We start from the raw sequence: 26,423 nt of genomic DNA on the forward strand, positions 1-26,423 counted from the left end.
GTCATTCTTCAGTTCCGGCGCAAAAACACCGTTAACGCGTCTGAGGAGTCTCGCGAATCTTGCGGGGGCGGCCGCGAGGCAACGGTGAGACGCGCCGGTTGGCGGCGCGTCCTGCCCACTCCCTGTAGGAGTCGCTGCCGAGCACCCAGCCCTTGAGCGTCGCCTGAAGCAGCCGGTTGGCTTCGCGTTCATCGAGCGGCTGCTCGCACAGCTCTGTATAAGCGCGCTGGCGTTCGAACGGCGTATTGCCGAGCTTCCAGTACAGCGGGTGGTCGGTGATGAGGCTGTCGAGCGTCAAGCCGATGTGATGGCGGTAGCTGGACCATTTGTAGTCTTGCGGGAGGGCCGCGAGGCCGGCATGCACCGGCGCCATCTCGACTACCCGGCTCGCGAGCAGGAAGTAGGTTTCACCTTCAATCACCGTTGCCCGGTAGCGGCCTTCCCACAAGGTGCCGCGGCGGGCATAACGGCGATTGAAATGCGCGACGTAGCGCCGGCCGACCGCCTGCATGGCTTTCGGGAGACTGGCTTCGTCGCGGGGAGTGACGAGCAGATGCACCGCGCCTGGCATCAGCGCATAAGCGTGGATGGCGAGATGGTGGTCGCGGGAGGCGGTGCGCAGGCATTCGATGAAAAGCTCATAGTCCGGAGCTTCGACGAAAGCGGGCTGCTGATCGAGACCGCGCAAGATGACGTGCTGCGGCTGTTCGGGAACGTAGAGTCGTGCAAGCCGTGCCATGCTGGATTTTCCGTTGGTCGAGCGTTGGTCGGGTTCGGGGTATTCCGGCGGTCCGTCAAAGCCACATTCTGGGCCACCTTGAAATTTTTCGTTCAAGTCGTGCGAGATAGGCAGCAACCCATGCATCAGCCGGGAAAATCAGGAGCCCGGCAGCTCGCTAACCCAATCGGAGCCAGCATTCTTCTTAGGGAAAACGCTCTGAGGCGAAGCATGGTTTGTTTCAAATGTTCTGTTCATAATTAGCGTGCTTTTTCGGAGGAGCACTCAATGAAAATAAAACGGGTTGTTACGGGGATCGCCGCATTCGCGTGCGTGTCTGGCGCAGCACATGCCCAGTCAGCAAACACTTTCTACGTCACTACAGGCTGGTTCCATTTCGCTCCTATTTCCAGTAGCGGACCGCTCAAGGAAACGAGCGTGGGTGGATCGTCAGTCGGCATTGAAGTACCCAACACCGGCGCGAGCCTCTCTAACGCCGACACCGCAGGCTTCACCGCCGGCTACTTTGTCACCGACCATATTGCCGGCGAATTCGTTATCGGCATTCCGCCCTCGTTCGACCTGAAAGGCGAAAAGTCGTATTCGCAATACGGCACGCTCGGCACGGCCAAGCAGTGGAGCCCGACGCTGCTGCTGAAGTACTACTTCATGCAACCGCAATCGAAGATTCGCCCGTATGTGGGTATTGGCGTGACGCGCGTGTGGTTCTCGGACGCAAAGATCACGAACACCGCTTTCGAAGCCAACGTACTGCATGGTCCGACCGACGTATCGACGGATAGTTCGTGGGCTCCCGTGTTTAATGCAGGCCTTACATACGCGTTCAACGATCACTGGTTCGCCGGTTTCTCCCTCTCGTTCGTGCCGCTCCATGCCACGGCGAAGCTGACAACCCAGGCGCAGACGCCGGTTGGCCAGCTCACCGTGAAGTCGGAGGCAAAGCTGAAGCTGAACCCGATCGTGACGTACCTGAACGTCGGGTATCGGTTCTAAACTCGGTTCTAAACTCGGTTCTAAACGCCGACACCCCTTCTGTTTTTACGCTGTTCCGTCAAAGCAAGCCAAGAACAAACACAAACGCCGTTGCGGGGAATCCTCGTAACGGCGTTTGTGTTTCAGCGCTTGTAAATATGACGCGCAGCACGCACTTTTCCGAGCCTGGCCGGGCAGTTTCTACTTTTCCTGATTTTCTGGTTTTCGCGAGATGCCTTGTGTGGCAAGGCTCGAGCGTGCAATGTTGAACGCGGCGGCCGAATCGGCATCCAACTTGCTCACCTTTTGTTTTTCCGCACTTTCGCGGCCCATCCCACGATTCATCCATCGACGGAGCGATCCTATGAACGCATTCCCCAATACGCGAGATGCCATCGGAGATTCATGGAACTCCACCAGCCGCCGTGCGCGCCGCATTTCGCGTCACAGCCGCGACGCGGCGCAGGACATTGGCGGCGAATTACGCACGCTGATTTCGGAGATTGAAGAAACACTGTCAGAAGGGACGTCGGCCGACGTCGCCGCGCTGCGGGCTCAATTGAGCAAGAGCGTGGATTCGGCACGCGAGCGTTTGAATAATACGCACGACGCGGTACGCGCTCGCGCGAATACGGCCCTGGCCGATGCGGACACCTATATTCACGACAAACCATGGCAAACCATTGCCCTGGTGGGCGGCCTGGCGCTGGTGGCAGGCGTGTTGCTGGCTCGCGCCCGATAAGCCTTTTGCTTGTATCGATGAAAAAACGCGCGCTGGAATTGCTTCCGCGCGCGTTTTTACTCGTTCACGCGTTTCCGCTCAGTCCAGAAAATCCGCGCCGATCACATCGATCCGGTCCGTGCAGATCGCGTCCACGCCCCATGCTGCGAGCTCGCGCGCCCGCTCCGGGTCGTTGACGGTATAGGCCAGTATCCGCAAGCCGGAATCCTTGATCTCGGCGACCAGACGCTCGTCCAGCGTCGTGTGATCCGCATGCAGCGACACGCACGACAACGCCGCGGTTTGGGCCCGCCAGTCGCTGGGAATGGCTTCATAGAGCATGCCGCGCGGCAGATCGGGCGCAGCTCCCGCGGCGGCCTCGAGCGCAGCGTAGGAAAACGACGACAACAACGGCGCCGGTTCTGCTCCTGACCACAGCCGCGCAGCTTCCTGCGCCACTAAAACGCCCGTTTCAACATCGCGCCCTTCGCACGGCTTGATTTCGATATTCGCGGCTAACCCGTGCGAAAAACACCGTTCCGCGACCTGAGCGAGCGTTGGCATGCGCGCACCGGCGAAACTCGGATCGAACCAGCTTCCGGCATCGAGTTGCTCGAGTTCTTCGTAGCGAAGATTTTTCGCCGCGCCGCGCCCGTTCGACGTGCGATCGACGAGATCGTCGTGTAGCAAAAACACGACGTTATCCGCCGATAACTTCGCATCGAATTCGATCATTTTCAGACCGAGACGCGCACCGGTATCAATACCGTCGAGCGTGTTTTCCGGCGCGACTTTCCCGCCGCCACGATGCGCAACGATGCGCGGATAAGGCCAGATTTTCATCGCTTTTCCTATTAATTGACGCGCAAGCCCGTCGCCGGATCGAAGATGTGCAGACGATGAGCCGGCAGCGCCACTTCCAGCGCCTCGCCGCGCGCCGGACGATGTTCGTGCGGCAAACGCACCGCGACGTCGTGTTTGCCCCAACGGCCATGCGCGAGGTTATCGGCACCGAGGAGTTCGCAGGAATCGACCGTCAACGTGACATGCGCGCTCTGTTGCTCTGGCAGCATGTGTTCCGGCCGAATGCCCAGCACCCACTCGCGGCCCTTCAGATCCTGTTGCAACGACTGCATGCCCGCGAGCGGCAGGCGTGGCCCGTTACCCGCGACATCGAAGCCCAAACCGTCATCCGACACTCGGCCTTCCAGCAGATTCATGGCCGGCGAGCCGATAAAGCTTGCCACGAACACCGTCGCCGGCCGCTCGTAGACTTCGGTCGGCGGCCCGATCTGCTCGGCCCGGCCGCGATTCATCACGATCACGCGCTGCGCGAGTGTCATCGCTTCGATCTGGTCGTGCGTGACGTACAGGCTCGTGGTCGCAAGACGCGCGTGCAGCCGCTGGATCTCCAGCCGCATTTGCACGCGCAGCTTGGCGTCGAGGTTGGAGAGCGGTTCATCGAACAGGAACACGGCCGGTTCGCGCACGATCGCGCGCCCCATTGCCACACGTTGCCGCTGCCCGCCGGACAGCTCGCGCGGCTTGCGGGCGAGCAACGGTTCGAGTTCCAGTATCTTCGCGGCATTCTGCACGCGCCGGTCGATTTCAGATTTGCCGACGCCGCCGATCTTCAGCGCGTACGCCATGTTCTGCGCGACGCTCATGTGCGGATAAAGCGCGTAGTTCTGGAACACCATCGCGATGTCCCGGTCCTTCGGCTCCAGCCTATTCACCACTTTCTCGCCGATGGAAATCGTCCCTTCGGACACGCTTTCCAGCCCCGCGACCATCCGCAGCAAAGTCGATTTCCCGCAGCCGGATGGCCCGACCATCACGACGAATTCGCCGTCCGTCACTTCCACGTCGATGCCGTGCAGGACGAACTGCTTGCTGTCGTAGGTTTTCTTGACGCCTTGAAGGCTCAGTGCAGCCATCGACCCGCCTTCATTTAAGGGCGCCCGCGACCGTCGCAAAATGCGCGACCGCGACACCCGGTTCATAGAATTTATGCAGCAACTCGCGCCACGTCTGGTAGCCGGCGGAATTGCGGAAACCTTCCTGATGCGCCGCGACCGTTTCCCAGCGCACGAGCAACACGTAATGCGAGCCGTTGTCCGCGTCGGCGCCACGCACCAGTTCGTGCGAGAGATAGCCCGGTTGCGCCGAGATAATCTTTTCGGCTTCAGCGAACGCCGCTTCGAACGCGGCCTCTTCGCCCGCCTTCACCGGCAATTGAGCAACTTCAAGGATCATTGAACGAACCTCCGTTATTTTTCGGAATCGACGAGACCGCGCACGAACCAGCGCTGCATCGTCAGTACAACCGCGAGCGGCGGCAACATGGCCAACAGCGTGGCGGTCATGACCAGATGCCACTCCGTGGCGGTGTCTCCTGAAGCGATCATGCTCTTGATGCCGACCACCGCGGTCTGCAGCGACTGGTCGCTGGTGATCAGGATCGGCCACAAATACTGGTTCCAGCCATAGATGAACGTGATCACGAACAGCGCGGCAATGTTCGTCTTCGACAGCGGCAGCACCACGTCCCACAAGAACCGCAATGCCCCGGCGCCGTCGATGCGCGCCGCCTCCATCAGCTCATCGGGCAGCGTCATGAAGAACTGGCGGAACAGGAACGTCGCCGTCGCCGATGCAATCAGTGGCAACGTCAGGCCGGCGTACGTGTTGCTGAGGTGCATGGATGAAACGACCTGGACCGTCGGGAAAATCCGTACTTCCACCGGCAGCATCAGCGTGATGAAGATTAGCCAGAAGGCCAGGTTTTTAAACGGGAAACGGAAGAACACAATGGCGTAGGCCGACAACATGGAGATAGCGATCTTGCCGATCGAAATCACCAGCGCCATGACCAGGCTGTTCAGCAGCATGTGGCCGAACGGCGCCGCCGCGTTGCCGCTGCCGTGCGTCCAGATATTCGCTATGTTCTCGAACAAATGCGTGCTCGGAACCAGCGAAAGCGGCACGCTGAAAACTTCCGCTTCGCTCATGGTGGCCGCGCAGAAAGCGATGTACACCGGAAACACGACCAGCACCACGCCCACGATCAGCACCGCGTGGCAAAACAGGTCAAAACCGCGACGGTTCTCGATCATGAGTACTGCACCCGACGTTCAATAAAGCGGAATTGCACGACAGTCAGCGCCACCACGATCACCATCAGCACGACCGACTGTGCGCCGGAACTGCCGATATCGAGCCCCTGGAAACCCTCGGTGAAAATCTTGTAGATGAGCGTTTTTGTGGACTGCGCCGGACCGCCGCCGGTCGCTGCATCGATGACCGGGAAGGTATCGAAGAAGGCGTAGACCACGTTCACGGTCAGCAGGAAGAAACTGGTTGGCGAGAGCAACGGCAGCGCGATTCCGAAGAACCGCCGCACGGGCCCGGCGCCGTCAATGGCCGCCGCTTCGATCAGCGAACGCGGGATAGCCTGCAGACCGGCGTAGAAGAACAGGAAGTTATAGCTGACCTGCTTCCACACTGACGCCAGCACGACCAGGAACATGGCCTGTGAACCGTTAAGCGCGTGGTTCCAGACAATGCCGTATTTCGCGAGCGCATACGTCACCAGGCCTATGCTCGGATTAAACAGGAACGACCACAGCACGGCGGCAATCGCCGGCGCGACCGCGTATGGCCAGATCAATAGCGTCTGATACAGCTTCCGGCCTCTTGTCACCCGATCGGCGCACGCGGCCAGCAGCAGCGAGATCACCAGACCCGACACGGTGACGAGCGTGCAGAAGATGATGGTCGTATTGAACGACGCGAGGTAAAGCGGATCGGTGAAGATCTGCTTGAAATTGGCCAGCCCGACAAACTCGCTCGATGTACCGAACGCGTCCTGGGTCTGCGTGGCCTGCCAGAGCGCCTCGCCGGCCGGCCACAGGAAAAAGAGCGCGGTGATGGCGAGTTGCGGCGCGACCAGCAGATAAGGCAGCAGGCTCGTATTGAACCGCGATCGTTTTTCCATGGCGAGTTTAGTTTCCAGCCTTTTCGAAGCGGCGCAGCAGGTCGTCGCCGCGCGACACCGCCGAATCAAGCGCGTCCTTCGGCGTTTTCTTCTCCGCCCAGACCTGCTCGAGTTCTTCGTCAACAATCGTGCGGATCTGCGGCATGTTGCCCAGACGCAAGCCCTTCGTGAACGGCAGAGGCGGCTTGTTCAGCATCTGTTTGATCGCGGTATCGGCGCCGGGGTTTTTGTCGTAGAAGCCCTGCTTTTGCGTCAGTTCGTACGCGGCGGTCGTGACCGGCAGATAACCCGTGTCCTGATGCCATTTAGCTGCCACTGCCGGCGAGGTCAGATAAGCCAGGAACTTGGCGACGCCCTTGTACGTTGCCGGATCCTTGCCAGCCAGCACCCAAAGACTCGCGCCGCCGATAATCGCGTTCTGCGGTGCGCCCTTCACGCTCTGGTCGTACGGCATCATGCCCGTGCCGAAATTGAACTTCGCGTATTTCTTGATGTTGGCCAACGAGCCCGACGAGTTGGTCACGATGCCGCAATCGCCGCTATAGAACTTCGATACCGCTTCGTCCTTCCGGCCAACATACGTGAACGTGCCGTCCTTCGCCATGTTCTGCAGGCGCTGGATGTGCGCGATCTGCAGCGGTTTGTTGAATTCGAGCACGGCGTTGGTGCCGTCGAAGCCATTATTCTCCGATGCGAACGGCAGGCCGTGCCACGCGCTGTAGTTCTCCAACTGAATCCAGCTCTGCCAGCCCGACGAATAACCGCACATGCCGGCCGCCTTCAGCTTTTTCGCATCGGCTTCGAGTTCGTCCCAGGTTTTCGGCGGATGGGTCGGATCGATACCGGCTTTCTTGAACATGTCCTTGTTGTAATAGAGGACGGGCGTCGAACTGTTGAACGGCATCGAGATCAGGTGGCCGGTCTTCGAGTCGCTGTAATAGCTTGCAATGGTCGGAACGAATGCCTTTTCGTCGAGCGGAACGCCGGCTTGCTTGAAGACATCGGAAACGGGAATGACCGCTTTCTTGGCCTGAATCATCGTAGCGGTACCGACTTCATACACTTGCAGGATGGCCGGCGCGTTGCCGCTGCGATACGCCGCAATACCCGCAGCCAGCGTCTGGTCGTAGCTGCCCTTGAAGACCGGCACGATCTTGTAATCGCTCTGCGACGCGTTGAAGTCGTTTGCGATGTCGTTCACGCGCTCGCCGAGCGCAGATTCCATGGCGTGCCAGAACTGGATTTCAGTGGCGGCCTGTGCCTGACTGGCGCCAAAGGCGAATATGGCGGCGATGGAAAAGGCGCCGACCAGCAACTTGCGACTACTCATGAGTAACCTCTCCTTGAACCCCGGTGGAGTTTTTTGGTTGGAACAAACGCGAATGCGCCTGGAACGCGGGATTCTAATTGTCGTCGATGACGAACAGACGTCCATATTCTTTTAATGCGTAACGATCCGTCATGCCCGCGATGTAATGCGCGATCAGGCGTGCCTGCGTGCCGCCCGAAGCAGTCTCGCTGCCGCGGGGGTCATTGGCGGACTCTTCCGCGATCGGCCCGCGCGCCTGATAGGCCGGCGGCAGCAGGCGCGGGTCGTCGTTGAACGCCTTGAACAGCCCGCTCACCACGCGCCCCGCTTTGTTAGCCATCCGCATCACCTGGTAATGGCGGTACAGATTCTTGTAAAGAAAGCGCTTGAGCTCGGTAGCCTGGGCGGCAACTGTCTCGCTGTGCGTGACCAGCGCCGGGGCGTCGCGCACGTCATCGACCGATTGCGGATTCAACCGCGCCAGGTTCTCGCTCGTCGACTCGATCAGATCCACGATCAACGCATTGATGATCCGGCGGATGGTCTCGTGAATCAGCCTTCGCCCTTCAATACCCGGATATTCGCCGCGCGCCGCTTCGTAGTGCGTCTGCCACAACGCGACATCGGCCAGTTGATCGAGCGTGATCAGGCCGGAGCGAAGCCCGTCGTCGACGTCATGATTGTTGTAGGCGATTTCGTCGGCTACGTTTGCGATCTGGGCTTCTATCGACGGCTGCTTGCGAGTCAAAAAGCGTTCACCCAACGCGCCGAGCTTCAGCGCATTTTCATGCGAGCAGTGTTTAAGAATGCCCTCGCGGGTTTCGAAGCAGAGATTCAGGCCGTCGAACGCGCCGTAGTGTTCTTCCAGTTCATCGACCACCACAAGGCTCTGGAGGTTGTGCTCGAAGCCGCCGTGGTCGCGCATGCATTCATTCAGTGCATCTTGTCCGGCATGGCCGAACGGCGTATGGCCAAGATCGTGCGCCAGCGAAATGGCTTCAACCAGGTCTTCGTTCACGCGCAGGTTACGCGCCACGGAACGGGCTATTTGCGCGACTTCCAGGCTGTGCGTCAGGCGTGTGCGAAACAGGTCGCCCTCGTGGTTCACGAAAACCTGCGTCTTGTATTCGAGGCGACGGAACGCCGTGGAGTGAACAATGCGATCGCGGTCGCGCTGGAACTCGGTACGTGCGACGGGCGGTTTTTCTTCGAAGCGGCGGCCACGCGACTCGGCCGAATGCGCGGCATACGGCGCGAGATGCGCCTCAAGCGCGAAGGACGTCGGCGTGATGCTGGAAAACTGGAATGTCTTGTCGCTCACCGGCTGCTCCGAATCATCGTTGCCTTGTTGTTTTTGCTTGGATCTTGGCTTGGTCGTATTTTCTGCGGCAACGGTTTTGCCTCAGCACAGCGTCAGGGAAAATCAGCGCGAAGGCCGAAACTTTCATCTCTCGCGGCTTGGCAGTTGCTCGGACTCACCATCATCTTCTTCATGGCGATGGCCGCGCCTCAAAACAGCGTCAACGAAGCCAGCGCGAACGGCCTCAACATCCGGAAGTAGTGCGGCTCACTTGTCGCCATGAGCGATGGTGTTCTTCGCGCCGTGGCCACGAACGACATTCAGCGCATTGGTGAACCCGGACGTCTCGCGACTGAGCTTCGTCGCAACAACCCACTGCTGAACGCAGCCGCTCAGACGCTGGCCGCAAGCGTTGCGCGCACTGCCTCGTCGGGTGCACCCGTGATCTTCGTATTACCGAAACGCTCGAGCAGGATGAATTTGATCTCACCTGCTTCGGCTTTCTTGTCGACCTTCATCAAGTCGATATACCGATCCGCGCCAAGCGCCGGCGCCTTGACCGGGAGCTTCGCCGCAGCGATCAACCGCGTGAGCCGCTCACGTGAAGTTTCGTCGAGCCGGCCAAGTCGCACCGACAGATCCGCTGCCATCACCATGCCGCAACCGACTGCCTCTCCATGCAGCCATTCGCCGTAACCAAGGCCAGCCTCAATTGCATGACCGAATGTGTGGCCGAAATTGAGAATGGCGCGCAAGCCGCCTTCGCGTTCGTCGGCAGCGACAACCGAGGCCTTCACCTCGCACGAGCGCTTCACCGCATGCGTAAGGGCGGCCGGATCGCACGCGTTCAACGCCCCGATGTTCGCCTCGATCCACTCGAAGAACTCGCTGTCCGCAATAGCGCCCGTCTTGATCACTTCCGCGATACCCGCGGCAAGTTCGCGCGCCGGCAGCGTCTGCAGCGCCCCTATGTCCGCGATGACCGCTTGCGGCTGATAAAACGCGCCGATCATGTTCTTGCCGAGCGGATGATTGATGCCGGTCTTCCCGCCTACCGACGAATCGACCTGCGCGAGCAGCGTGGTCGGCACCTGGATAAAAGGCACGCCGCGCATATAACTGGCCGCGGCAAAACCCGTCATGTCGCCGATCACCCCGCCGCCCAACGCAATCAGCGTGGTCTTGCGGTCGGCGCGTTCGGTCAGCAGCGCGCTGAAAATCTGGTTGAGCGTCTCGAGATTCTTGTGCGCCTCGCCATCGGGCAAAACGATGGTCGTGACTTTCTTGCCGAGCGGCGCGAGGGCAGCGCGGAGCGCGTCGCCGTAGAGAGGATCGACGGTCGTGTTGGTGACAATGGCGACCGACGAGCCCGCAATATGCGGTGCGTACAGGTCGGTCCGGCCAATCAGCCCGGCGCCAATATGGATGGGGTAGGCGCGATCGCCCAGTTCGACTTTGACGGTAATCATGGCGGACATTATGACGTAGCCGGCTTAGCGATGCCGGCCATCTCCAGTTGCATCAACACCATGTTGACGAGGTTGTTCACGGTCGGCCGGCCGGTTTCCACGATGAAATGCGCGCACTCCTGATACAGCGGATCACGCGCCTTGTAGAGCGCTTCCAGCTTGCCGCGCGGATCGTCGGTCTGCAGCAGCGGCCGGTTTTTATCGCGCCGCGTGCGCTGCCACAATTCATGCGGCGTGGCGCGCAGGTAGATCACCAGCCCGCGACTCTTCAGATGTTCCCGATTCTCCGCCCGGAGAATCGCGCCGCCGCCGGTTGCCAGCACAATATTCTCGCGCCGCGACAACTCGTCGATCACATCCGCTTCGCGCTGCCGGAAGCCATCCTCGCCCTCGACCTCCCAGATTACCGGGATGCGCGCGCCCGTACGCGCCTCGATTTCGTGGTCGGAATCGATGAATGAACGCTGTAACCGGCGCGCGACCGCCCGCCCCACGGTGGTCTTGCCTGCCCCCATGAGTCCGACAAAAAATACGTTTGCGTTCGCTTGCCCGGCTTCCAACTCGCTTCCTTGTGCATTGATTCCGGTCCCGATTCTGGTCCCGTTCGTGCGGGAGCTTAAGGGCAAAAGGGCCGGTTTGTCGAGTCGGAAAGGCTTGCCGACGGCCCTCACAGACGCGCCGGAACGATATGCGGGGTAATGAAAATGACCAGTTCGCTGCGTGAATTGCGGCGCGCGGTATGACGAAAAAGCCAGCCCAATACCGGGATTTTACCGAGCAGCGGGACCCTCGTGACGTCCTCGCGCTCATCGGAGGAATATATCCCGCCGATTGCCACCGTGCCGCCGTCCTCCACCTCCACGCGCGTCTGGACGTGCTTGGTGTTGATTGCCGGGCCGGCTGCCGTTTGCTCACCGACGCTGTCCTTCGATACATCGAGATCAAGGATCACGTGGCCATGCGGCGTAATTTGGGGCTCGACCTCCAGTTTCAGCGCGGCCCGGCGAAACTGGACGCCCGATACGCCATTGCCCACTTTCGCCTGATACGGCAACTCCGTGCCTTGCTCGACCACCGCCTTCACGCGATCCGCGGTGATCACGCGGGGACTCGACACAATCTCGCCGCGGCCTTCGTTTTCGAGCGCGCTCAACTCGACGTTCAGCAAACGCGTAGCCTGCGCGGCGAATAGCGTCAGGCCGGCGGTCGCGGCGTCAAACCCGCCAATCGGCCGCGCCGATAAATCGAACACTGCGCCGTCCGCACCCGCCACAAGACCGCGCGCGGTGGAGTCGCCAGTGGGTGTCATCGACAGTTTCACCCCGAGATTGCGCGAAAACCCGGTGTCGCCCTCCACAATGCGCGCCTCGATCATCACCTGGGGCGTCGGCTGGTCGATCCGCGCAATCAGCTCGGCGATCTGCGTGACACGGGCCTCAAGGTCAGTGACGAAAAGCAGGTTGGTGCGGGCATCGGCCATGACAGAACCGCGCTTCGATAACACCCGCTGGCTGCCCGAACCCGTCAGGAGCTTGCGAACGTCGTCGGCACGCGGATAGCGCAGAACGAAGGTGCGGCTGGCGAGCGGCTCGAGATCGGCTGCACGGGCGTGAGCTTCGTAGCGAAGGCGCTCGCGCGCCGCCAGTTCGCTAAGCGGCGCAACCCAGATGACCTCGCCGTGGCGCTCCATCGCGAGGCCGTGGACGTCGAGCAGCGTGTCGAACGCGCGCCGCCACGGCACGTCGACGAGATTCAGCGAGACCAGCCCGCGGATCTTCTCGCTCGCGACAATGTTGACGCCTGAAAACTTCGCGAAGGTTTGCAGCACGGCGCTCAAGTCGGCATTTTTCAGGTTCAGCGAGATCGGTTTGCCGTCATCAAGCGACGTGACGGCAGAGTCCACCGGCCCACGGCTCATGCGCTCAACGGGTGGCAATGGGGTCGGCGGCCCTTCTAGCGCGGGCGTGACATCAGGTGCGGCCACTGGAGCCGGAGTAGCGGGCGTTGTGGGTGGCGTCAGCCAGGCTGTGTCGTCATCGGGCGCCTGCGCAACGACTGCCGCAGGAACCTCAACCGCGAACTGGTCCGTGGGCAAGGTCTCGGGAAACGGCTCGGGCAGGGGTGGCAAAGGGGGCAGTGCGGCGTGGGCAGTGACAGTCCCCAGCAGCAAGACGGTCGCGATACCACGCGCGCAAATTCGCCACCGCAACGAGAACGAACCGACCACCGGCACCCCACGAGCAACCCGAAGCGCCACGCTCACCGAACGGCTTGACAACCGCAAAAGCCGCAGCGTCTTCATGGCCGGTCATCCGCGAAACCAATCGTGCGCACGACCCCGTCAGGACGACTGAGCTCGATCGAACGCGAACGGACATTGCCAAGCCGCTCGTCGCCAATCATCTGGCCCGGCAGAAATCCATCGACTCCCGCAGCCGTCTCTACCAATGCCATCCCGCGACGCCGAGCACGCAAAGTGCCGACAAGAAGCATCGCGCCTCCATCGCCCGCGCCTGCGCCGTTCTTCACACCAAACGGATCGATAGCAAACTCGTCCCAGCGTGACGGCTCCGGCCGCGTGATCGCCGGAAGATCCTCGAATACTCTGAGCGTAGCTTCCAGGGAAAGCGCGTTCGGCACTCGTTTCATTTGAACGTCTGCCGGTACGACGAGTCTTGGCAGCCCTTCCAGCGCGTCGAGAAACCGCCGGATCTCGCCGAACGAACCTTCGGCGCGAAGCTTCAGCGGCCGCTCGATCTCGATCCCGTCGCCCTTCTGCGCCGACGGTTCGATCATGCCGATCCGCAAGCCGCTCTGAGCGGCGAGCGCGGTCAGCTCGTGAAGTGCGTCGGCAACAGTCCAACGGACGAGCGGTGCACCATCGCCTGAACGCGCGCGCATCACGGGCAACTGCGCAGTTATTGCTTGTGCCCGGTCTAGGCGTTGCTGCGCTTCGTGCGACGCCAAACGGCTGGCTTCCGTGCCGCTGAGATCGGAGGACCGCCACAACGACACGCCAGCAGCAAATACCAGCAAGCCGATCACGACGCCCGTGAGCGCGATCCGATAACCGCTCCAGGCATCCAGAGGCTGTAGCAATTGAAACCCATGGGAAGATTTAGCGAGGCGGTTCATCGCGTGCTCCGGCTTGCTGCTTTCGGCTTCGACGACGCCTCTCGTCTAGCGGCCTTCAGCACCTTCGGCGCTGCGTCCCCGCTGGTGCTCTGCGTCCATCGCACGACCGCGATGAAATCGTAGGGGCTCGTCTTGCCCTGCGAATTCACCGCAGCGGGTTGCGCGACGGCTATTGCTGGAGGCCGCACAGCAACGACCCGCCGGCGCATTTCCACGATCTCCACGGCCCGTACGCCCGTCACTTTTTCAAGCGCTTTCAGCCACGCGGCGGCCGTGTGTGAATCCGGCGCGCTGGCGGCAAGCTCCACCTCGCTCACGCGCTGCGTCACCCGCTGCAAGCCGATATTCCCCTGCGATGTCCCCCGCGCGAGCGCATCGAGCAAGCCGAGAAACCGGGCGCGCGGTTCAGCTAACGGCACGGCGGCGCTCTGCGCCCTCCGCTCCAGCGCCTGGCGCTCGACCAGCCGCGCATGCTCAGCGATCGGCGCACCCAATTGCCGCAGCGCTACCTCGAGCGAGTCTCGTTTCTCTTCTATATGCACTCGCTCCAACGCATCCCAGCCCGCCACTGCGCCGACCGCGGCACACCCCGCCAGACCCGCGCCCGCGAGCAGCGCCAGCGCCCGGTTGCGGGCTCGACGACGCGCACCCGACCTGTACGGCAGCAGATTGAAGGCATGCAAACTGACGGTGCTCATGGCATTACCTCGCGCAGCGCAAGCCCCATTGCCACTGCAAACAGCGGCGAATGCGCGAGACGTTCATCCACCCTTTGCGCGCCATTGCAAAACGGCGCGCATTCAAACGGCATGACCGGGCAGCCGAACAATGCGGCCAGCATTGGCGTGGAAACGCCAGCGCGATTCAGCAGGTCGATATCTCCGCCGATATAAATCCAGTGCACCGGCAGGTCGTCGCCAACCAGATCGGTCAGCGCTTCAGTCGCGCTCGAATATTCTGGCGACGGGTAACGCACCTCGTTCTCCACGCCCTCCTCGCCGACAAGCCATGCATGCAGTCCCGCACTTTCCACCCAGCACGCGACATAACGTTCCAACGGATCAATCTCCATAGCAGCCGAATAACGCAACGCGCGCAGCGCCGCGCCCGGCTCACCATCGATTGCACTCAGCACGATGTTCGCGGCCGCCGCCGTCTCCACGCGCGACTCCACGTATTGCCGCCCGGTGGCAGCAATTGACACCTCAGCGTCGCCGTTCTCGAGCATCTGGATGGACCAGTCGACCGCGAGAGCGCCGCGCTCGATCCCCGCCACGCGCTCGGCTTCTGCCAGCACAGCCGGTTCAAGCAAGCCGCGTGGATCGCGCCCCGCCGACGCTGAAATTGAAACCTGGCTCGTCTGTGTAAGCCTCGCCAGCGATATGCGCGTAGTCAGTGTTGCCGACGCCGGCAACGCCATTGCACACCGCAGCGAACGTAGTGCGCCTCGCGCGGGCAGCCGCGAAAACGCTTCTCGCAACGCCGCCGTGATAGCTGTCCGGTCAATGAAATCCCCGCCTATCACCACGCCCGGTTCAAGCAGAACCTCCTCCAGCCGCTCGACGCAAACGGGCCGATTCGCATGCAAGCGCTTGCTGACTACAGCGAGTCTTAAAACCCCTTCGGTAATGTCGATACCCGCCGCGAACCGGCGCGTAACGGTCAGGACCGATCCGCGCAATAGTGTTTCCGTACCCATGCTTACCCTCTCTTTTTTCAGGCCGCGCACCGAACCGTTCGGGCGCCGGCAATGAAACGATTGTGGGCAGCGGGAGTGGTTGCCACCATTCGTCCAAGTGGCTAACGTAAAGGGATGAAGAGCTTAAAAAGCGCCGATGCCGGTGGGTACGAAACAAGCGTGAAAAAGTCTCAAAAGAAGCGATGCAAACGTTAGCAGTCTCAGTCCGTCAACGCTTATCGTGACGAAAGAGGGGTCGCCGCACCTTGCGCGCAACACCCCAAGTAAGCCAGACGAAAGCCGTAAAGTTGGGCAGCTATAATCGCGGGACCGTTTTTTGGTGGTGCCATGCAATCTCAGTCTCCGTCGTCCCCTCCGTCCCGTCATCCCGATTCCCCGAAGCGTGTTCGCCCGCTCTGGATCAGGCTTCTGCTCGGATTGTTAATTTGTATTGTCGGGTTGATCATCAGCGCTGGGCTCGTGCTCGGTTACGCGCTGGTGGTGGCCCAGCCCAACCTGCCGTCGCTCGAAGCGCTCACCGACTACCGCCCGAAAGTACCGCTGCGGGTCTACACGGCAGATCACGTGCTGATTGGCGAATTCGGCGAAGAACGGCGCAGCGTCGTGCGAATCCAGGACGTGCCGGATTACCTCAAGAAGGCGGTGCTCGCCATTGAAGACGCTCGTTTCTACGATCACGGCGGTGTCGACCTGACCGGTATCCTTCGCGCCGGCACGGTGGCGTTGACGAACGGCCACGCTTCCCAGGGCGCAAGCACGATCACGATGCAGGTCGCGCGAAATTTCTTCTTGTCGAGCGAAAAGACCTACACCCGCAAGATCTACGAGATGTTGCTCGCGTATAAGATCGAGCGCGCGTTGACGAAAGACCAGATTCTCGAGGTCTATATGAACCAGATTTATCTGGGACAGCGCGCCTATGGATTCGCGAGTGCCGCGCGGGTCTATTTCGGCAAGGACCTGAAGGACATCACGCTTGCCGAAGCCGCCATGCTCGCCGGCTTGCCAAAAGCGCCCTCCGCGTACAACCCGGTCGTCAATCCGAAACGCGCGAAAGTGCGCCAGCAGTACATCCTGGAACGGATGCTCGAACTGCACTACATCACGCAGCAGCAATATGAAGACGCGGCGAAACAACCGCTTGTGGTGAAGGGCGCCGGGCGCGAGTTCAGCGTGCACGCCGAGTATGTGGCGGAAATGGTGCGCCAGATGATGTACACGCAGTATCGCGAAGAGGCTTATACGCTGGGCCTGAACGTGGTGACGACCATCGATTCCGCCGATCAGGACGCAGCATATCGCGCCGTGCGCAAAGGTCTGATGGACTATGAACATCGGCACGGATATCGCGGGCCGGAAGCGTATATCGATCTGCCCACGGACCCCGACGATCGCGAGCAGGCTATCGACGACGCTCTGGTCGACCATCCCGACAACGGCGAGATCGTCGCAGCGGTCGTCACCGAGGCGAGCCCCAAGCAAGTGAAAGCGAGTTTTATCGATGGCAACGTGGCGGTCGTTGAAGGCAACGATCTGCGTTTTGTCGCGAGCGCACTCAGCACGCGGGCGCAGCCGAACCAGCGCATCCGGCCAGGCGCGATCGTGCGCCTGATGAAAAACGACGACGACACCTGGGTCATCACGCAACTGCCGCAAGTGGAAGGCGCGTTCGTTTCCATCGTGCCGCAGGATGGCGCGATCCGCGCGCTGGTGGGCGGTTTCGACTTCAACAAGAACAAGTTCAACCACGTCACTCAGGCGTGGCGCCAGCCAGGTTCGAGTTTCAAGCCGTTCATCTATTCGGCGTCACTGGAAAAGGGCTTGTCGCCGGCGACCATCATCAACGACGCGCCGCTCTACTTCAGCGCTGCTGAAACGGGCGGCCAGGCGTGGGAGCCAAAGAACTACGGCGGCGGTTTCGACGGCCCGATGCCCATGCGCACGGCGTTGATGAAATCGAAGAACCTGGTCTCCATCCGGATCCTGAACAATATCGGTCCGAAGTATGCGCAAGGCTATGTGACGAAGTTCGGTTTCGACGCCTCGCGTCAGCCCGCCTATCTGCCGATGGCGCTCGGTGCAGGCCAGGTCACGCCGCTGCAAATGGCGACGGGGTATTCGGTGTTCGCGAACGGCGGATACCGCGTGAATCCGTATCTGATCGCCGATATCACCGATCCGCGCGGCGCCGTGGTCTCGCATCCGCAGCCGCTGGTCGCCGCCGACACCGCGCCGCTCGCCATTACGCCGCGCAACGCCTACGTGATGAACAGCCTGCTTCAAAGCGTGGCGCAACGTGGTACGGGCGCGAGAACGAACCAGTTGAAGCGCACTGACCTTGCCGGCAAGACCGGCACGACGAACGACTCCCACGATGCGTGGTTCGCCGGTTATCAGCATTCGCTGGTGGCCATTGCGTGGATTGGGTACGACTCGCCGCGCAGTCTCGGCGACAAGGAAACAGGCGGCGGACTCGCACTGCCGGTATGGATGGACTACATGAGCCGGGCGTTGCGCGACGTGCCGGAATACAAATCGACCATGCCGCCCGATGTGGTCTCGCTAGGCGGCGAACTCTATTTCGACGACATGACGCCGGGTCACGGATTCGTGGCAACTATCGGTGTGAGTCAGGCCGTGCCGGAAGACGTCAGTGGCGGGGCCCCCTCTGCGCCTGCGCCGCAGGTCGGCGAGCAGGAAAAGCAGGACATCATGAATCTGTTCAAAGCACAGTAAGCAGCGTGATCGAACTCAAGCCCCGGCTAGTCCAGGGCCTGAGCGGCAAATCAAGCGGTAGATCAAGCTGCGGATCAAGCTGAAAAGCGGATCGGCTCGCCGGCTTGTTCGCTGGCGTACTGGCTGAGCGCTTCAAAAAACTCACTGCCGTCGCGCGTGTTGCGCCATGCGCCGTCCACATACTTATAGTGAAAACCGCCAGCCTTGGCCGCGAGCCAGAGCTCGTGCATCGGCGGCTGCAAATTCACGATCAGTTTCGTGCGGTTCTCGAATTCGAGCGTTAAAACATTACCGCTGCGCTCGAATTCGACATCGGCTTCGAGGCCGTCCACGTCCCGCTCGATGGCCGCCAGCGCAGCCTCGGCGAGGGTCAGGTATTCGTTGTCGGTCATGCTAAACTCCATCGATTAATTAGTCAGGGACAGTAATGCAAGTCGTCTTCCGGATGAGCGCGATTGTAGCGGCTTTGGCCATTTCCGCCGGCACGCTGCTCGCCGCCTGTGGCCAGCGTGGACCGCTCTATATGCCCGTCGCCCCGCCGATGCCAGTTCGTCCCTCAAGCCTTCCGCCGTTGCCGGCGAGCGTGCCGGCAGAAGCATCGTCCGCCTCGTCGGCTATGAGTACCGAGGACGTTCCGGACACATCCGGTACGGCGCTTTCGCTCTCCCCTGACGACAACCTGAAATCGTCCCCGTCGGCGTCGGCACCCAAAGCCGCTTCCTCCGGCGAATAATCGTGGCCATACCACGCTTGGGGCCAACCGGCCCGGCGCGTCAGCAGAACCAGAAAACCCATGACTCAATCCGCATTCTCGCGCGCCGACGGCGTGCTGCAGGTCGAAGGCGTTTCGGCCGCGTCGCTGGCCGATCAGTTCGGCACACCGCTCTACGTGTATTCGCGCAGTGCGTTGACCGATGCGTATAAAGCTTACGCCGATGCCTGCAGCGGCCGCCGCGCCACTATCCACGTGGCCGTGAAAGCCAACAGCAACCTCGCGGTGCTGAACGTTTTCGCGCGGCTCGGTGCGGGCTTCGACATCGTCTCGTCGGGTGAACTGGCGCGCGTGCTGGCTGCGGGCGGCAAGGCCGAAAACACCGTGTTCTCCGGCGTCGGCAAGACGGCGGCGGAAATGCGCGAAGCACTCGATGCCGGCGTGAAGTGCTTCAACGTCGAGTCCATCCCCGAACTGCACGCGCTGAACGCAGTGGCCAAGGCCGCGGGCAAACGAGCGCCGGTGTCGCTGCGCGTGAATCCTGACGTCGATGCCAAGACGCATCCGTACATTTCCACGGGCCTGAAGTCGAACAAGTTTGGCGTGGCTTTCGACGAGGCTCGCGCGACTTACGCGCAAGCCGAGGCCATGTCGAATCTCGACGTAATCGGGATCGATTGCCATATTGGTTCGCAGATCACGGAAGTCAGCCCGTATCTCGACGCCCTCGACAAATTGCTGGACCTCGTCGAGCAGATCGAAGCGGACGGCACGACCATTCATCACGTCGATGTCGGCGGTGGACTCGGCATTACGTACGACCATGAAACGCCGCCGGCTATCGGGGAATTCGTGCGTGCGGTGCTCGCGCGTATCGATGACCGCGGGCACGGTCATCGCGAAGTGTATTTCGAGCCGGGCCGTTCGCTGGTCGGCAATGCGGGCGTGTTGCTCACGCGCGTGGAATACCTGAAGCCGGGCGCGGAGAAAAATTTCGCCATCGTTGACGCCGGCATGAACGATCTCGCGCGTCCCGCGATGTATCAGGCATTTCATCGTATGGAAGCCGTGGAAAAGCGCGCGACGAAAGCGCAACTCTACGACGTGGTCGGTCCTGTTTGCGAAAGCGGCGACTGGCTTGGCAAGGATCGGGAACTCGCCATCGAACAAGGCGATCTGATCGCGATTTTCTCGGCCGGCGCTTACGGTTTCGTGATGAGCTCGAACTACAACACGCGCCCGCGCGCCGCCGAAGTCATGGTCGATCGCGAACGTGCCCGGCGAGTGCGTGAACGCGAAGAAGTGAAGCAGTTGTTCGCGGGCGAATCGATTTTCCCGGACTGACTTCCGTGGTCGGATCAGAGTCAAAAAGGGCGACGCTATTCATGCGTCGCCCTTTTTTCATGCGCGTCCTGATCAAAAAGCGGTTAACCCGCACGCGTCTTCATCATTCGCGACCGCAGCCAGACAAGCACGCGCCACGCCAACAACACCACCACGATCGCGCCGTAGATCTTCGGCAAGATGAGATCGTGCTTGCCCGCTTTCATCCACCAGAAGTGCAGGATCGCGAGCACGGCGATCGGATAGATCAACCTGTGCAGCGTTTGCCAGCGCCGACCGAGTTTTCTGAGCATCGCTTTCGGCGACGTCACGGCGAGCGGGATCAGCAGCACGAACGCCGAGAAACCAACCAGGATGAATGGCCGCTTGACGATGTCCTTGAGAATGGCGAAGACATCGAACCATTTGTCGAACCAGACGTACGTGGTGAAGTGCAGCGCGACATAGAAGAATGCAAATAGCCCGAGCATCCGCCGAAAACGCAGCAGCGCGTTCAGGCCGGTCAGCCGGCGAACCGGCGTGACGGCAAGCGTGATGCACAGGAACACGAGCGTCCACAAACCGGTCGAGCGGGTAATGAATTCGATCGGATTCGCGCCCAATCCGCCCGTGAAGCCCAGCAGCACAATACGCGCGAGCGGATACAAACCGCCAAGAAACACAGCTACTTTCGCCGGCACGATCCAGTTCGTGCCGCCTGCGGCAACGCGCGCTACTGGCTTTATTGCCGGCTTTGTTTTGACATCGGAAGCCACAGCCATCCTCGTCCCCTAAATCCTAAAAATTGGCCTTGAGATCCATGCCTCGATACAACGAGGCAACTTGATCGCCGTATCCATTGAACATCAGCGTCTTACGTTTCGGCGTGAAAAAACCGTCCTCGCCAATGCGCCGTTCCGTTGCCTGGCTCCAGCGCGGATGATCGACGTTCGGGTTCACGTTCGAATAAAACCCGTACTCGGCTGGCGCATATTCACTCCAGCTCGTCTTCGGCTGCTTCTCGATAAACCGGATCTTCACGATCGATTTCGCGCTCTTGAAGCCATATTTCCACGGCACCACCAAACGCACCGGCGCGCCGTTCTGATTCGGCAGCACTTCACCGTACAAACCGACAGTCAGCAGCGCGAGCGGATTCATCGCCTCGTCCATGCGCAAACCTTCGGAATACGGCCAGTCGAGAATGGGGTCGGACAGTCCCGGCATCTGCGACGGATCGGCGAGCGTGATGAATTGCACGTACTTCGCGTTGCCCGTCGGCTGCGCGCGCTTGATGATCTCGGACAGCGGAATACCGATCCACGGAATCACCATCGACCACCCTTCCACGCACCGCATTCTGTAAATGCGCTCCTCGAGCGGCGCGAGTTTCACGATTTCATCGATGTCATACACCTTCGCATTCTTGATCTCGCCTTCCACCGATATCTTCCACGGCCGTGGCCGCAGCGTATGCGCGTTTTGTGCCGGATCGGCCTTGTCCGTGCCGAATTCGTAGAAGTTGTTGTAGCTCGTGATGTCCTTGAACGGCGTCACCTTGTCCAGCGCGACGAACTTCGTGTTCGTGGTCGCGGCGAGCTTTTGCCCCTTTGCATCGGGCGATGTCATCGTGGCAAGCGCTTCGCCGTTCACACCGATGAGCCCCGTCGCGGCCAACGCCCCCGCAGCCCGCAATACGCGGCGGCGATTCTCGAAGAATGCGCGCGGCGTGATCTCGCTCCGGGCGATGTCGTTGCCGAAAAGCTGGCGTGTGTGTTTCATAACCATTCGATGCTCCTGAAATCCTGGTTGCAGCCCGTGTCGGTGTCGCCGCTGCTATACCTATATTCGTGGCAAACACCGAATCGGTTGCAGCTATTCCGCCCAGGCAATAAAAAAACCGCCAGCAAATCTTGCGTGGCGGTTTTTAGACGACGGTGTTTAGCGGCAGATGTTACAGCTTGCCGTAACTATGCAGGCCGGACAGGAACATATTGACGCCGAGGAACGCGAACGTGGTGACCAGCAAACCGGTCAATGCCCACCACGCGGCCACCGAGCCACGCAGCCCTTTCATCAGACGCATATGCAGCCACGCGGCGTAATTCAGCCACACGATCAACGCCCACGTTTCCTTCGGATCCCAGCTCCAGTAGCCACCCCACGCTTCGGCGGCCCACAGCGCACCGAGAATGGTCGCGATGGTGAAGAACGCGAAACCGACCGCGATCGACTTGTACATGACGTCGTCGAGCACTTCGAGCGACGGCAGGCGGTCCGCCAGAATGCCGCGTTCCTTGACCAGATAGGCTACCCCGACCATGGCCGCCAGCGCAAAACTGCCATAACCGATGAAATTCGCCGGTACGTGGATTTTCATCCACCAGCTTTGCAGCGCGGGCACAAGCGGCTGGATTTGCTGGGCGTCACGAGCAATGGAATACCACATCAGAAAGCCAACAGCCGCGCTGATCACCAGCAGCACGAAAGCGCCCATTGCACGCGTGTTGTAATGCTGCTCGTAGTACAAATAAAACAGCGATGTAATCAGGCAGAACAGCACGAAAACTTCATACAGGTTCGAAATGGGGATATGGCCCACGTCCGAACCGATCAGGTAAGACTCATACCAGCGCACCATCAGGCCGGTGAAGCCCATCAGCACTGCCGCCCAGGTCATCTTCGAGCCGATCGCGCCGCCCGTGGGCGATCGCGAGAGCAAGCCGATCCAGTAGAACACCGTGGCCAGCACAAGCAGCGCACTCATCCACAAAATGGCCGACTGACTGGACAAGAAATATTTGAGGAAGAAATTGGTGTCGGCGCGGGCGAGGTCCGCGTGATAAAGCTGCAAAGAAAATAGCGACATCACCGCGATACACGCAATCAGCAGGCGTACCGGCTTCCAGCGCCATCCGAGCACCACGAACACGGGCACGGCGCAACACAGCACCAGCTTGTCGTAGTAATTCATGAACGGGTGATACCGATACAGCGCGAAACCCGCGCCGGCGACCATCGCCAGGGCGAACAACCAGTCGGTCACACCGAGACGCTTGAGAAACGGACGTTCGTCGAAGAGGTCTGGGTCGACGGGCACCTTGCCCGCGCGCTGCTGCGCCAGAGTCGAAGTCGAGGAGGCTTGTGTGAGGTCCATGTTCTTACCGAGTTGAATCCTGCGAGCCGGAGGACTTGGTGTCCTCGAGCGTTTCCGGTGATGGCGCTACCGGCTGTGACTTGACGCCCAGCATGGCGCCGATCGCGTCGCGCGTTCGCGCGAATTCCTTTTCGAAATCGATCGTACGGCGCGCGGTGGACATTGCCATCAACACGCTCGTGCCGCCCGTTGATGTGTCTTTGAGCCAAAACCAGAGACGACGTTCACGCACGTAAAACATCGAGAAAATGCCGAACACGAGCAGAAGGCTGCCAAGATACACCACTTTTTTACCCGGCGCGCGCGTCAACTGGAACACGGAAGCCTGGATCTGCCTGAACGAATCGAGTTGCAGAAAAACCGGCGATCCGTACAGAAAGCTGTCCGAAAGAGCATTGATCGACGATTGCACGAATTGCGTGTTTTTTGCGTCCGGCGGAGCCTCAGGCAGGCCGTTCTGAGCGCGCGAAATCTGCCACAGATCCCAGGTCGCGCCTTCCAGCATGCGCAGCAACAAGCCTGCCGCCTTTTCCTGCTCACCCTTGGGCACCGATTTATCGATAAAACCCGCTATTGCCTGGAAACCGCCCAATGTGGCTCCCGGCTGCCCCGGAACCGCCGCGACGCCAGTTTCGTCCGCGCCGGCGAACAGGTTCAACACCCGCGACGCGCTTTCTTCCAGATGTTTCTGCAAATCCGCGTTTGCTTCCGGCACCGAGCGCTTCGCGAAACGACGCGCCGCTTCGTCGCGCATGGCGGGCGTTTCCAGCGCGGCACGCAGGTTCATCCATTGCTTGATCGAGCTTTGCTCGTCGGCGGGAATGCGCAAATAACGGAACGGATCGTTTGGGCTGAGGCGCATGCCGGCGAGGAACATCGGCTGGCCTTGCACGTCGACGGGCAGCATGTAGTTGTTGAACTCGCGCGCCTGGCCGTCCGTGCCCCGCACCTTGTATTGCACCGATGGCCCGACGTTACGCAGATCCGTCGGCTTCGACGTCTTCGCGCCGGAACCCAGCCGTTCATCGAAAGCCTGCTTCAACGTCTGCGTCTGGCCGACACCGCGGGTATCGATCGAACCGCTGCCGTCGGTGACGTTTTCCACGTTGATCGCGCGGAAATCGGTGAATTCCACGGTTTCACCCTGTCCGCCGATGATCTGCGGGTTCATCGGCGCCGTGCCGCCAATGGCGCCGTCGAACGGCGTGGTTTTCGCGCTGCCGCCGGACATGGGCCAGGCGGTCATGGAGAGTTTCGAACCGCCGTCCTGAAAGCTCGATTGATAGATCGAAATACCGTCGTAGGTGAACGGTTCATTCACTTCCACCCGTGCCGGGATGCGCTTGCCGGTCGCATGATCGATCACGACGATATCGCTCGCAAACAGCTTCGGCATGCCAGTCGAGTAATAATCGACGATAAATTTATTGAGCTGGATGGAGAACGGCAGATCCTGGATCAGCGAGCCGTCCTGCTGATTCAGGATGGCGGTTGCGACATGCTGCCCTTCCGGCACCCAGGCGTAACCGCGGAACGTGGGATTCGACGTCGGCAGCCGGTGATTCGGAGCAATGTCGTTGATGACTTCGTTCGATGCAATCGGCGTCTTGTTGAAGAGCAACATCTGCAGCTTGATCGGCAAATTGCTGTCCAGCAAGCCGCCAATGCAGATGATCACGAACGCCAGATGCGCCGAGATATACCCGAGCTTCGTCAGCGCGCCACGCTTGGCCGCGATCAGCGTCGCGCCGCTCTCTGTCTCGCGCGTGACGAACTTGTAGCCCATCTTGCCCGCGAGACGTTGCAGCTTGGCGGCGGTCTCGGCACGCGACTCGGGCACCAGCGGGAATTCGCCCTTGTGATGGAACGCGCGCAGACTGCCTTCGCGCACCCGATCCTTCCAGCTCTTCATGTCCGCGATCATCTTCGGGCCATTGCGGATCACGCACAGCGACACCGAGATCACCAGGAACGCCAGGATCAGCAAGAACCACCACGCGCTATACACGTTGTAGAGGCTCAGACCGCGGAAGATGTCGGCCCAGAACGGACCGAACTGATTGACGTAGTTCGGGTACGGATCTTCTTGCGTAAGAACCGTACCAATAATGCTTGCTATCGCGAGAATGACGAGCAGCGAAATAGCGAAGCGCATCGAACTAATGACTTCGATGGCCTGACGCACGCTGCTACGGCTCGACTTCGACTGCAATCCCGACGTGGTGACGCTCATTCAAACTCCGGCTGACCAGCAAAAAAGGGTGGAGACGCAAGCGGTCTTTGACCGGCGTCCCACCCTTTTTCTTATTTTGCGCGCCGGCCTCGTCGGACCGGCTTCGTAACACATTCGACTATGACTTCTCGACTATGACTCGCGCATGTGACGTCCGGGCGACGCTGCGCGCATCTTAATGCAGACCCGCGCTTGCTGCAGGCGGATCATTCGGACCATTACGGACCGTCAGTGACGGTCCGTAATGACAGTCAATGAAGGCCCGCAATGTAGTCTGCCACCGCCTTCACTTCCGCCTCATTCAAGCGCAGTGCGATGGTGTGCATTGGCTCACTGTTGTTGCGCGTACCCTGCGCAAACGCTGTGAGTTGCGCGGCCGTGTAGTCGGACCATTGTCCCGACAACCGCGGATACTGCACCGGCACGCCCATGCCGGTTGCACCATGACACGCGGCACACGCCGGGACGCCTCGGTCCGCAATGCCCCCGCGGTAGATCTTCTGCCCAACTGGCACGGTGTTCTTGTCACGCGCGTAACCCGGTTTGGCCTTCTGCGTCTCAAAATAAGCCGCCACGTTGACCATGTCCTGATCGTTCAATGCGCCCGCAATGCCCGCCATGATGGGGTTCTTGCGCGCCGGCTCTTTCGCGCCCGGCTGCGTCTTGTAATCCTTCAACTGCTTGACGATGTACTCGGCATGCTGGCCTGCGAGCTTCGGAAACGCGCCGCCGGCACTGTTGCCGTCTGCTCCGTGACACGCTGCGCAAACCTGGGTGGCAATTGCCTGGCCCCTTGTCACGTCAGGCTTGGCGGGTGTGACCGCGTCTGCCGCTTGCGCTGTGACTGTCCAGCCTACCAACCCCGCTCCTAATGCTGCTGCTAATTCCAGGACCATCAGAGTCTTGTACAGTCGGTTCATT

26 protein-coding genes and 1 pseudogene are annotated in these 26,423 nt (G+C 60.7%); 6 read left to right on the forward strand and 21 right to left on the reverse strand.

Features of this window, described 5'->3' with window-relative positions; all coding sequences use genetic code 11:
• Positions 1–31: 31 nt before the first annotated feature.
• Positions 32–739, reverse strand: coding sequence for a transposase (locus ACSQ36_RS17540; RefSeq protein ID WP_436182843.1), 708 nt, complete (start codon positions 737–739; stop codon positions 32–34).
• A 267-nt stretch (positions 740–1,006) separates the two neighbouring features.
• On the opposite strand from ACSQ36_RS17540, the gene ACSQ36_RS17545 reads away from it, so the two are divergent.
• Both ACSQ36_RS17545 and ACSQ36_RS17550 read left to right on the forward strand, forming a co-directional pair.
• Positions 1,007–1,732, forward strand: coding sequence for an OmpW/AlkL family protein (locus ACSQ36_RS17545; RefSeq protein WP_436182844.1), 726 nt, complete (start codon positions 1,007–1,009; stop codon positions 1,730–1,732).
• 343 nt (positions 1,733–2,075) lie between these two features.
• The gene (locus ACSQ36_RS17550) at positions 2,076–2,453 is read left to right on the forward strand and encodes a DUF883 family protein (protein ID WP_213767137.1); all 378 of its coding nucleotides are present in this window, start codon (positions 2,076–2,078) and stop codon (positions 2,451–2,453) included.
• 78 nt (positions 2,454–2,531) lie between these two features.
• Here ACSQ36_RS17550 and ugpQ read toward each other — a convergent pair whose 3' ends face one another.
• The 7 genes from ugpQ to ACSQ36_RS17585 all read right to left on the reverse strand — a co-directional run bounded on the left by ugpQ (position 2,532) and on the right by ACSQ36_RS17585 (position 9,059).
• Positions 2,532–3,275 (reverse strand): glycerophosphodiester phosphodiesterase, encoded by a 744-nt coding sequence (gene ugpQ, locus ACSQ36_RS17555; protein ID WP_436182845.1) that lies wholly within the window; start codon positions 3,273–3,275, stop codon positions 2,532–2,534.
• Between the two features lie 11 nt (positions 3,276–3,286).
• Positions 3,287–4,369, reverse strand: a complete 1,083-nt coding sequence (locus ACSQ36_RS17560) for a sn-glycerol-3-phosphate import ATP-binding protein UgpC (protein WP_436182846.1) — start codon at positions 4,367–4,369, stop codon at positions 3,287–3,289.
• 10 nt (positions 4,370–4,379) lie between these two features.
• On the reverse strand, positions 4,380–4,688 hold the full coding sequence (locus tag ACSQ36_RS17565) for an antibiotic biosynthesis monooxygenase family protein (protein ID WP_436182847.1): 309 nt from the start codon (positions 4,686–4,688) through the stop codon (positions 4,380–4,382).
• 14 nt (positions 4,689–4,702) lie between these two features.
• Positions 4,703–5,548 carry a sn-glycerol-3-phosphate ABC transporter permease UgpE gene (ugpE, locus tag ACSQ36_RS17570; RefSeq protein ID WP_213767133.1) on the reverse strand — a complete coding sequence of 282 codons (846 nt, stop codon included), beginning with the start codon at positions 5,546–5,548 and terminating at the stop codon, positions 4,703–4,705.
• A complete protein-coding gene (ugpA, locus tag ACSQ36_RS17575; RefSeq protein WP_213767132.1) occupies positions 5,545–6,429 on the reverse strand; it encodes a sn-glycerol-3-phosphate ABC transporter permease UgpA in 885 nt (294 codons plus the stop codon). Before ugpA ends, ugpE begins: the two co-directional genes overlap by 4 nt.
• A 7-nt stretch (positions 6,430–6,436) precedes the next feature.
• A complete protein-coding gene (ugpB, locus tag ACSQ36_RS17580; protein WP_436182848.1) occupies positions 6,437–7,759 on the reverse strand; it encodes a sn-glycerol-3-phosphate ABC transporter substrate-binding protein UgpB in 1,323 nt (440 codons plus the stop codon).
• A gap of 73 nt (positions 7,760–7,832) precedes the next feature.
• Positions 7,833–9,059: a deoxyguanosinetriphosphate triphosphohydrolase gene (locus tag ACSQ36_RS17585; protein ID WP_213767130.1), complete on the reverse strand. Its 1,227-nt coding sequence runs from the start codon at positions 9,057–9,059 to the stop codon at positions 7,833–7,835.
• Between the two features lie 24 nt (positions 9,060–9,083).
• On the opposite strand from ACSQ36_RS17585, the gene ACSQ36_RS17590 reads away from it, so the two are divergent.
• The gene (locus tag ACSQ36_RS17590) at positions 9,084–9,299 is read left to right on the forward strand and encodes a hypothetical protein (RefSeq protein ID WP_436182849.1); all 216 of its coding nucleotides are present in this window, start codon (positions 9,084–9,086) and stop codon (positions 9,297–9,299) included.
• A 131-nt stretch (positions 9,300–9,430) separates the two neighbouring features.
• Here the strand turns inward: ACSQ36_RS17590 and aroB are convergent, their stop codons facing one another.
• The 6 genes from aroB to pilM form a co-directional block, all read right to left on the reverse strand.
• Positions 9,431–10,507, reverse strand: a complete 1,077-nt coding sequence (gene aroB / locus ACSQ36_RS17595) for a 3-dehydroquinate synthase (RefSeq protein WP_213767172.1) — start codon at positions 10,505–10,507, stop codon at positions 9,431–9,433.
• A gap of 8 nt (positions 10,508–10,515) precedes the next feature.
• Entirely contained in the window at positions 10,516–11,067 is a 552-nt protein-coding gene (aroK, locus tag ACSQ36_RS17600) for a shikimate kinase AroK (RefSeq protein ID WP_213767129.1), read from the reverse strand.
• A 107-nt stretch (positions 11,068–11,174) separates the two neighbouring features.
• Positions 11,175–12,809, reverse strand: coding sequence for a type IV pilus secretin PilQ (locus ACSQ36_RS17605; protein WP_436182850.1), 1,635 nt, complete (start codon positions 12,807–12,809; stop codon positions 11,175–11,177).
• Positions 12,806–13,642: a type 4a pilus biogenesis protein PilO gene (gene pilO / locus ACSQ36_RS17610; RefSeq protein WP_436182851.1), complete on the reverse strand. Its 837-nt coding sequence runs from the start codon at positions 13,640–13,642 to the stop codon at positions 12,806–12,808. The genes ACSQ36_RS17605 and pilO overlap by 4 nt, the downstream gene beginning before the upstream one ends.
• Positions 13,639–14,340 (reverse strand): fimbrial assembly family protein, encoded by a 702-nt coding sequence (locus ACSQ36_RS17615; RefSeq protein ID WP_436182852.1) that lies wholly within the window; start codon positions 14,338–14,340, stop codon positions 13,639–13,641. The genes pilO and ACSQ36_RS17615 overlap by 4 nt, the downstream gene beginning before the upstream one ends.
• Positions 14,337–15,341, reverse strand: a complete 1,005-nt coding sequence (pilM, locus tag ACSQ36_RS17620; RefSeq protein ID WP_213767125.1) for a type IV pilus biogenesis protein PilM — start codon at positions 15,339–15,341, stop codon at positions 14,337–14,339. Before pilM ends, ACSQ36_RS17615 begins: the two co-directional genes overlap by 4 nt.
• 327 nt (positions 15,342–15,668) lie before the next feature.
• Here pilM and ACSQ36_RS17625 point away from each other — a divergent pair, with 327 nt between their 5' ends.
• Positions 15,669–18,077 carry a penicillin-binding protein 1A gene (locus tag ACSQ36_RS17625; RefSeq protein WP_213767124.1) on the forward strand — a complete coding sequence of 803 codons (2,409 nt, stop codon included), beginning with the start codon at positions 15,669–15,671 and terminating at the stop codon, positions 18,075–18,077.
• A 74-nt stretch (positions 18,078–18,151) separates the two neighbouring features.
• Here the strand turns inward: ACSQ36_RS17625 and cyaY are convergent, their stop codons facing one another.
• Complete coding sequence (gene cyaY / locus ACSQ36_RS17630; protein WP_213767123.1) at positions 18,152–18,469, reverse strand: iron donor protein CyaY; 318 nt, start codon at positions 18,467–18,469, stop codon at positions 18,152–18,154.
• 53 nt (positions 18,470–18,522) lie between these two features.
• On the opposite strand from cyaY, the pseudogene ACSQ36_RS17635 reads away from it, so the two are divergent.
• Positions 18,523–18,576: pseudogene (locus tag ACSQ36_RS17635) on the forward strand (hypothetical protein); the annotation flags it as partial.
• Between the two features lie 20 nt (positions 18,577–18,596).
• On the opposite strand, the gene ACSQ36_RS17640 reads toward ACSQ36_RS17635, so the two are convergent.
• The gene (locus ACSQ36_RS17640) at positions 18,597–18,872 is read right to left on the reverse strand and encodes a hypothetical protein (RefSeq protein ID WP_436183228.1); all 276 of its coding nucleotides are present in this window, start codon (positions 18,870–18,872) and stop codon (positions 18,597–18,599) included.
• On the opposite strand from ACSQ36_RS17640, the gene lysA reads away from it, so the two are divergent.
• Positions 18,871–20,133, forward strand: coding sequence for a diaminopimelate decarboxylase (gene lysA, locus ACSQ36_RS17645; protein ID WP_436182853.1), 1,263 nt, complete (start codon positions 18,871–18,873; stop codon positions 20,131–20,133). The genes ACSQ36_RS17640 and lysA overlap by 2 nt on opposite strands.
• Before the next feature lie 83 nt (positions 20,134–20,216).
• On the opposite strand, the gene msrQ is transcribed toward lysA, so the two are convergent.
• The 5 genes from msrQ to ACSQ36_RS17670 all read right to left on the reverse strand — a co-directional run bounded on the left by msrQ (position 20,217) and on the right by ACSQ36_RS17670 (position 26,422).
• Entirely contained in the window at positions 20,217–20,894 is a 678-nt protein-coding gene (gene msrQ, locus ACSQ36_RS17650) for a protein-methionine-sulfoxide reductase heme-binding subunit MsrQ (RefSeq protein WP_436182854.1), read from the reverse strand.
• A 16-nt stretch (positions 20,895–20,910) separates the two neighbouring features.
• A complete protein-coding gene (gene msrP / locus ACSQ36_RS17655) occupies positions 20,911–21,900 on the reverse strand; it encodes a protein-methionine-sulfoxide reductase catalytic subunit MsrP (protein WP_436182855.1) in 990 nt (329 codons plus the stop codon).
• Positions 21,901–22,066: 166 nt separating this feature from the next.
• Positions 22,067–23,269 (reverse strand): c-type cytochrome biogenesis protein CcsB, encoded by a 1,203-nt coding sequence (gene ccsB, locus ACSQ36_RS17660; RefSeq protein ID WP_436182856.1) that lies wholly within the window; start codon positions 23,267–23,269, stop codon positions 22,067–22,069.
• A 4-nt stretch (positions 23,270–23,273) separates the two neighbouring features.
• Complete coding sequence (locus ACSQ36_RS17665; protein ID WP_436182857.1) at positions 23,274–25,502, reverse strand: cytochrome c biogenesis protein ResB; 2,229 nt, start codon at positions 25,500–25,502, stop codon at positions 23,274–23,276.
• Positions 25,503–25,753: 251 nt separating this feature from the next.
• Positions 25,754–26,422: a c-type cytochrome gene (locus ACSQ36_RS17670; RefSeq protein WP_299699862.1), complete on the reverse strand. Its 669-nt coding sequence runs from the start codon at positions 26,420–26,422 to the stop codon at positions 25,754–25,756.
• Position 26,423: the final 1 nt, after the last annotated feature.

This window comes from Caballeronia sp. LjRoot34, assembly GCF_964253815.1.
Taxonomy (GTDB): domain Bacteria; phylum Pseudomonadota; class Gammaproteobacteria; order Burkholderiales; family Burkholderiaceae; genus Caballeronia.

Coding starts and splice junctions, on each gene's coding strand:
- ACSQ36_RS17540 (WP_436182843.1), bottom strand. CDS start 739: ATGGCACGGCTTGCACGACTCTACGTTCCCGAACAGCCGCAGCACGTC.
- ACSQ36_RS17545 (WP_436182844.1), top strand. CDS start 1,007: ATGAAAATAAAACGGGTTGTTACGGGGATCGCCGCATTCGCGTGCGTG.
- ACSQ36_RS17550 (WP_213767137.1), top strand. CDS start 2,076: ATGAACGCATTCCCCAATACGCGAGATGCCATCGGAGATTCATGGAAC.
- ugpQ (WP_436182845.1), bottom strand. CDS start 3,275: ATGAAAATCTGGCCTTATCCGCGCATCGTTGCGCATCGTGGCGGCGGG.
- ACSQ36_RS17560 (WP_436182846.1), bottom strand. CDS start 4,369: ATGGCTGCACTGAGCCTTCAAGGCGTCAAGAAAACCTACGACAGCAAG.
- ACSQ36_RS17565 (WP_436182847.1), bottom strand. CDS start 4,688: ATGATCCTTGAAGTTGCTCAATTGCCGGTGAAGGCGGGCGAAGAGGCC.
- ugpE (WP_213767133.1), bottom strand. CDS start 5,548: ATGATCGAGAACCGTCGCGGTTTTGACCTGTTTTGCCACGCGGTGCTG.
- ugpA (WP_213767132.1), bottom strand. CDS start 6,429: ATGGAAAAACGATCGCGGTTCAATACGAGCCTGCTGCCTTATCTGCTG.
- ugpB (WP_436182848.1), bottom strand. CDS start 7,759: ATGAGTAGTCGCAAGTTGCTGGTCGGCGCCTTTTCCATCGCCGCCATA.
- aroB (WP_213767172.1), bottom strand. CDS start 10,507: ATGATTACCGTCAAAGTCGAACTGGGCGATCGCGCCTACCCCATCCAT.
- ACSQ36_RS17605 (WP_436182850.1), bottom strand. CDS start 12,809: ATGAAGACGCTGCGGCTTTTGCGGTTGTCAAGCCGTTCGGTGAGCGTG.
- pilO (WP_436182851.1), bottom strand. CDS start 13,642: ATGAACCGCCTCGCTAAATCTTCCCATGGGTTTCAATTGCTACAGCCT.
- ACSQ36_RS17615 (WP_436182852.1), bottom strand. CDS start 14,340: ATGAGCACCGTCAGTTTGCATGCCTTCAATCTGCTGCCGTACAGGTCG.
- pilM (WP_213767125.1), bottom strand. CDS start 15,341: ATGGGTACGGAAACACTATTGCGCGGATCGGTCCTGACCGTTACGCGC.
- ACSQ36_RS17625 (WP_213767124.1), top strand. CDS start 15,669: ATGCAATCTCAGTCTCCGTCGTCCCCTCCGTCCCGTCATCCCGATTCC.
- cyaY (WP_213767123.1), bottom strand. CDS start 18,469: ATGACCGACAACGAATACCTGACCCTCGCCGAGGCTGCGCTGGCGGCC.
- lysA (WP_436182853.1), top strand. CDS start 18,871: ATGACTCAATCCGCATTCTCGCGCGCCGACGGCGTGCTGCAGGTCGAA.
- ACSQ36_RS17640 (WP_436183228.1), bottom strand. CDS start 18,872: ATGGGTTTTCTGGTTCTGCTGACGCGCCGGGCCGGTTGGCCCCAAGCG.
- msrQ (WP_436182854.1), bottom strand. CDS start 20,894: ATGGCTGTGGCTTCCGATGTCAAAACAAAGCCGGCAATAAAGCCAGTA.
- msrP (WP_436182855.1), bottom strand. CDS start 21,900: ATGGTTATGAAACACACACGCCAGCTTTTCGGCAACGACATCGCCCGG.
- ccsB (WP_436182856.1), bottom strand. CDS start 23,269: ATGGACCTCACACAAGCCTCCTCGACTTCGACTCTGGCGCAGCAGCGC.
- ACSQ36_RS17665 (WP_436182857.1), bottom strand. CDS start 25,502: ATGAGCGTCACCACGTCGGGATTGCAGTCGAAGTCGAGCCGTAGCAGC.
- ACSQ36_RS17670 (WP_299699862.1), bottom strand. CDS start 26,422: ATGAACCGACTGTACAAGACTCTGATGGTCCTGGAATTAGCAGCAGCA.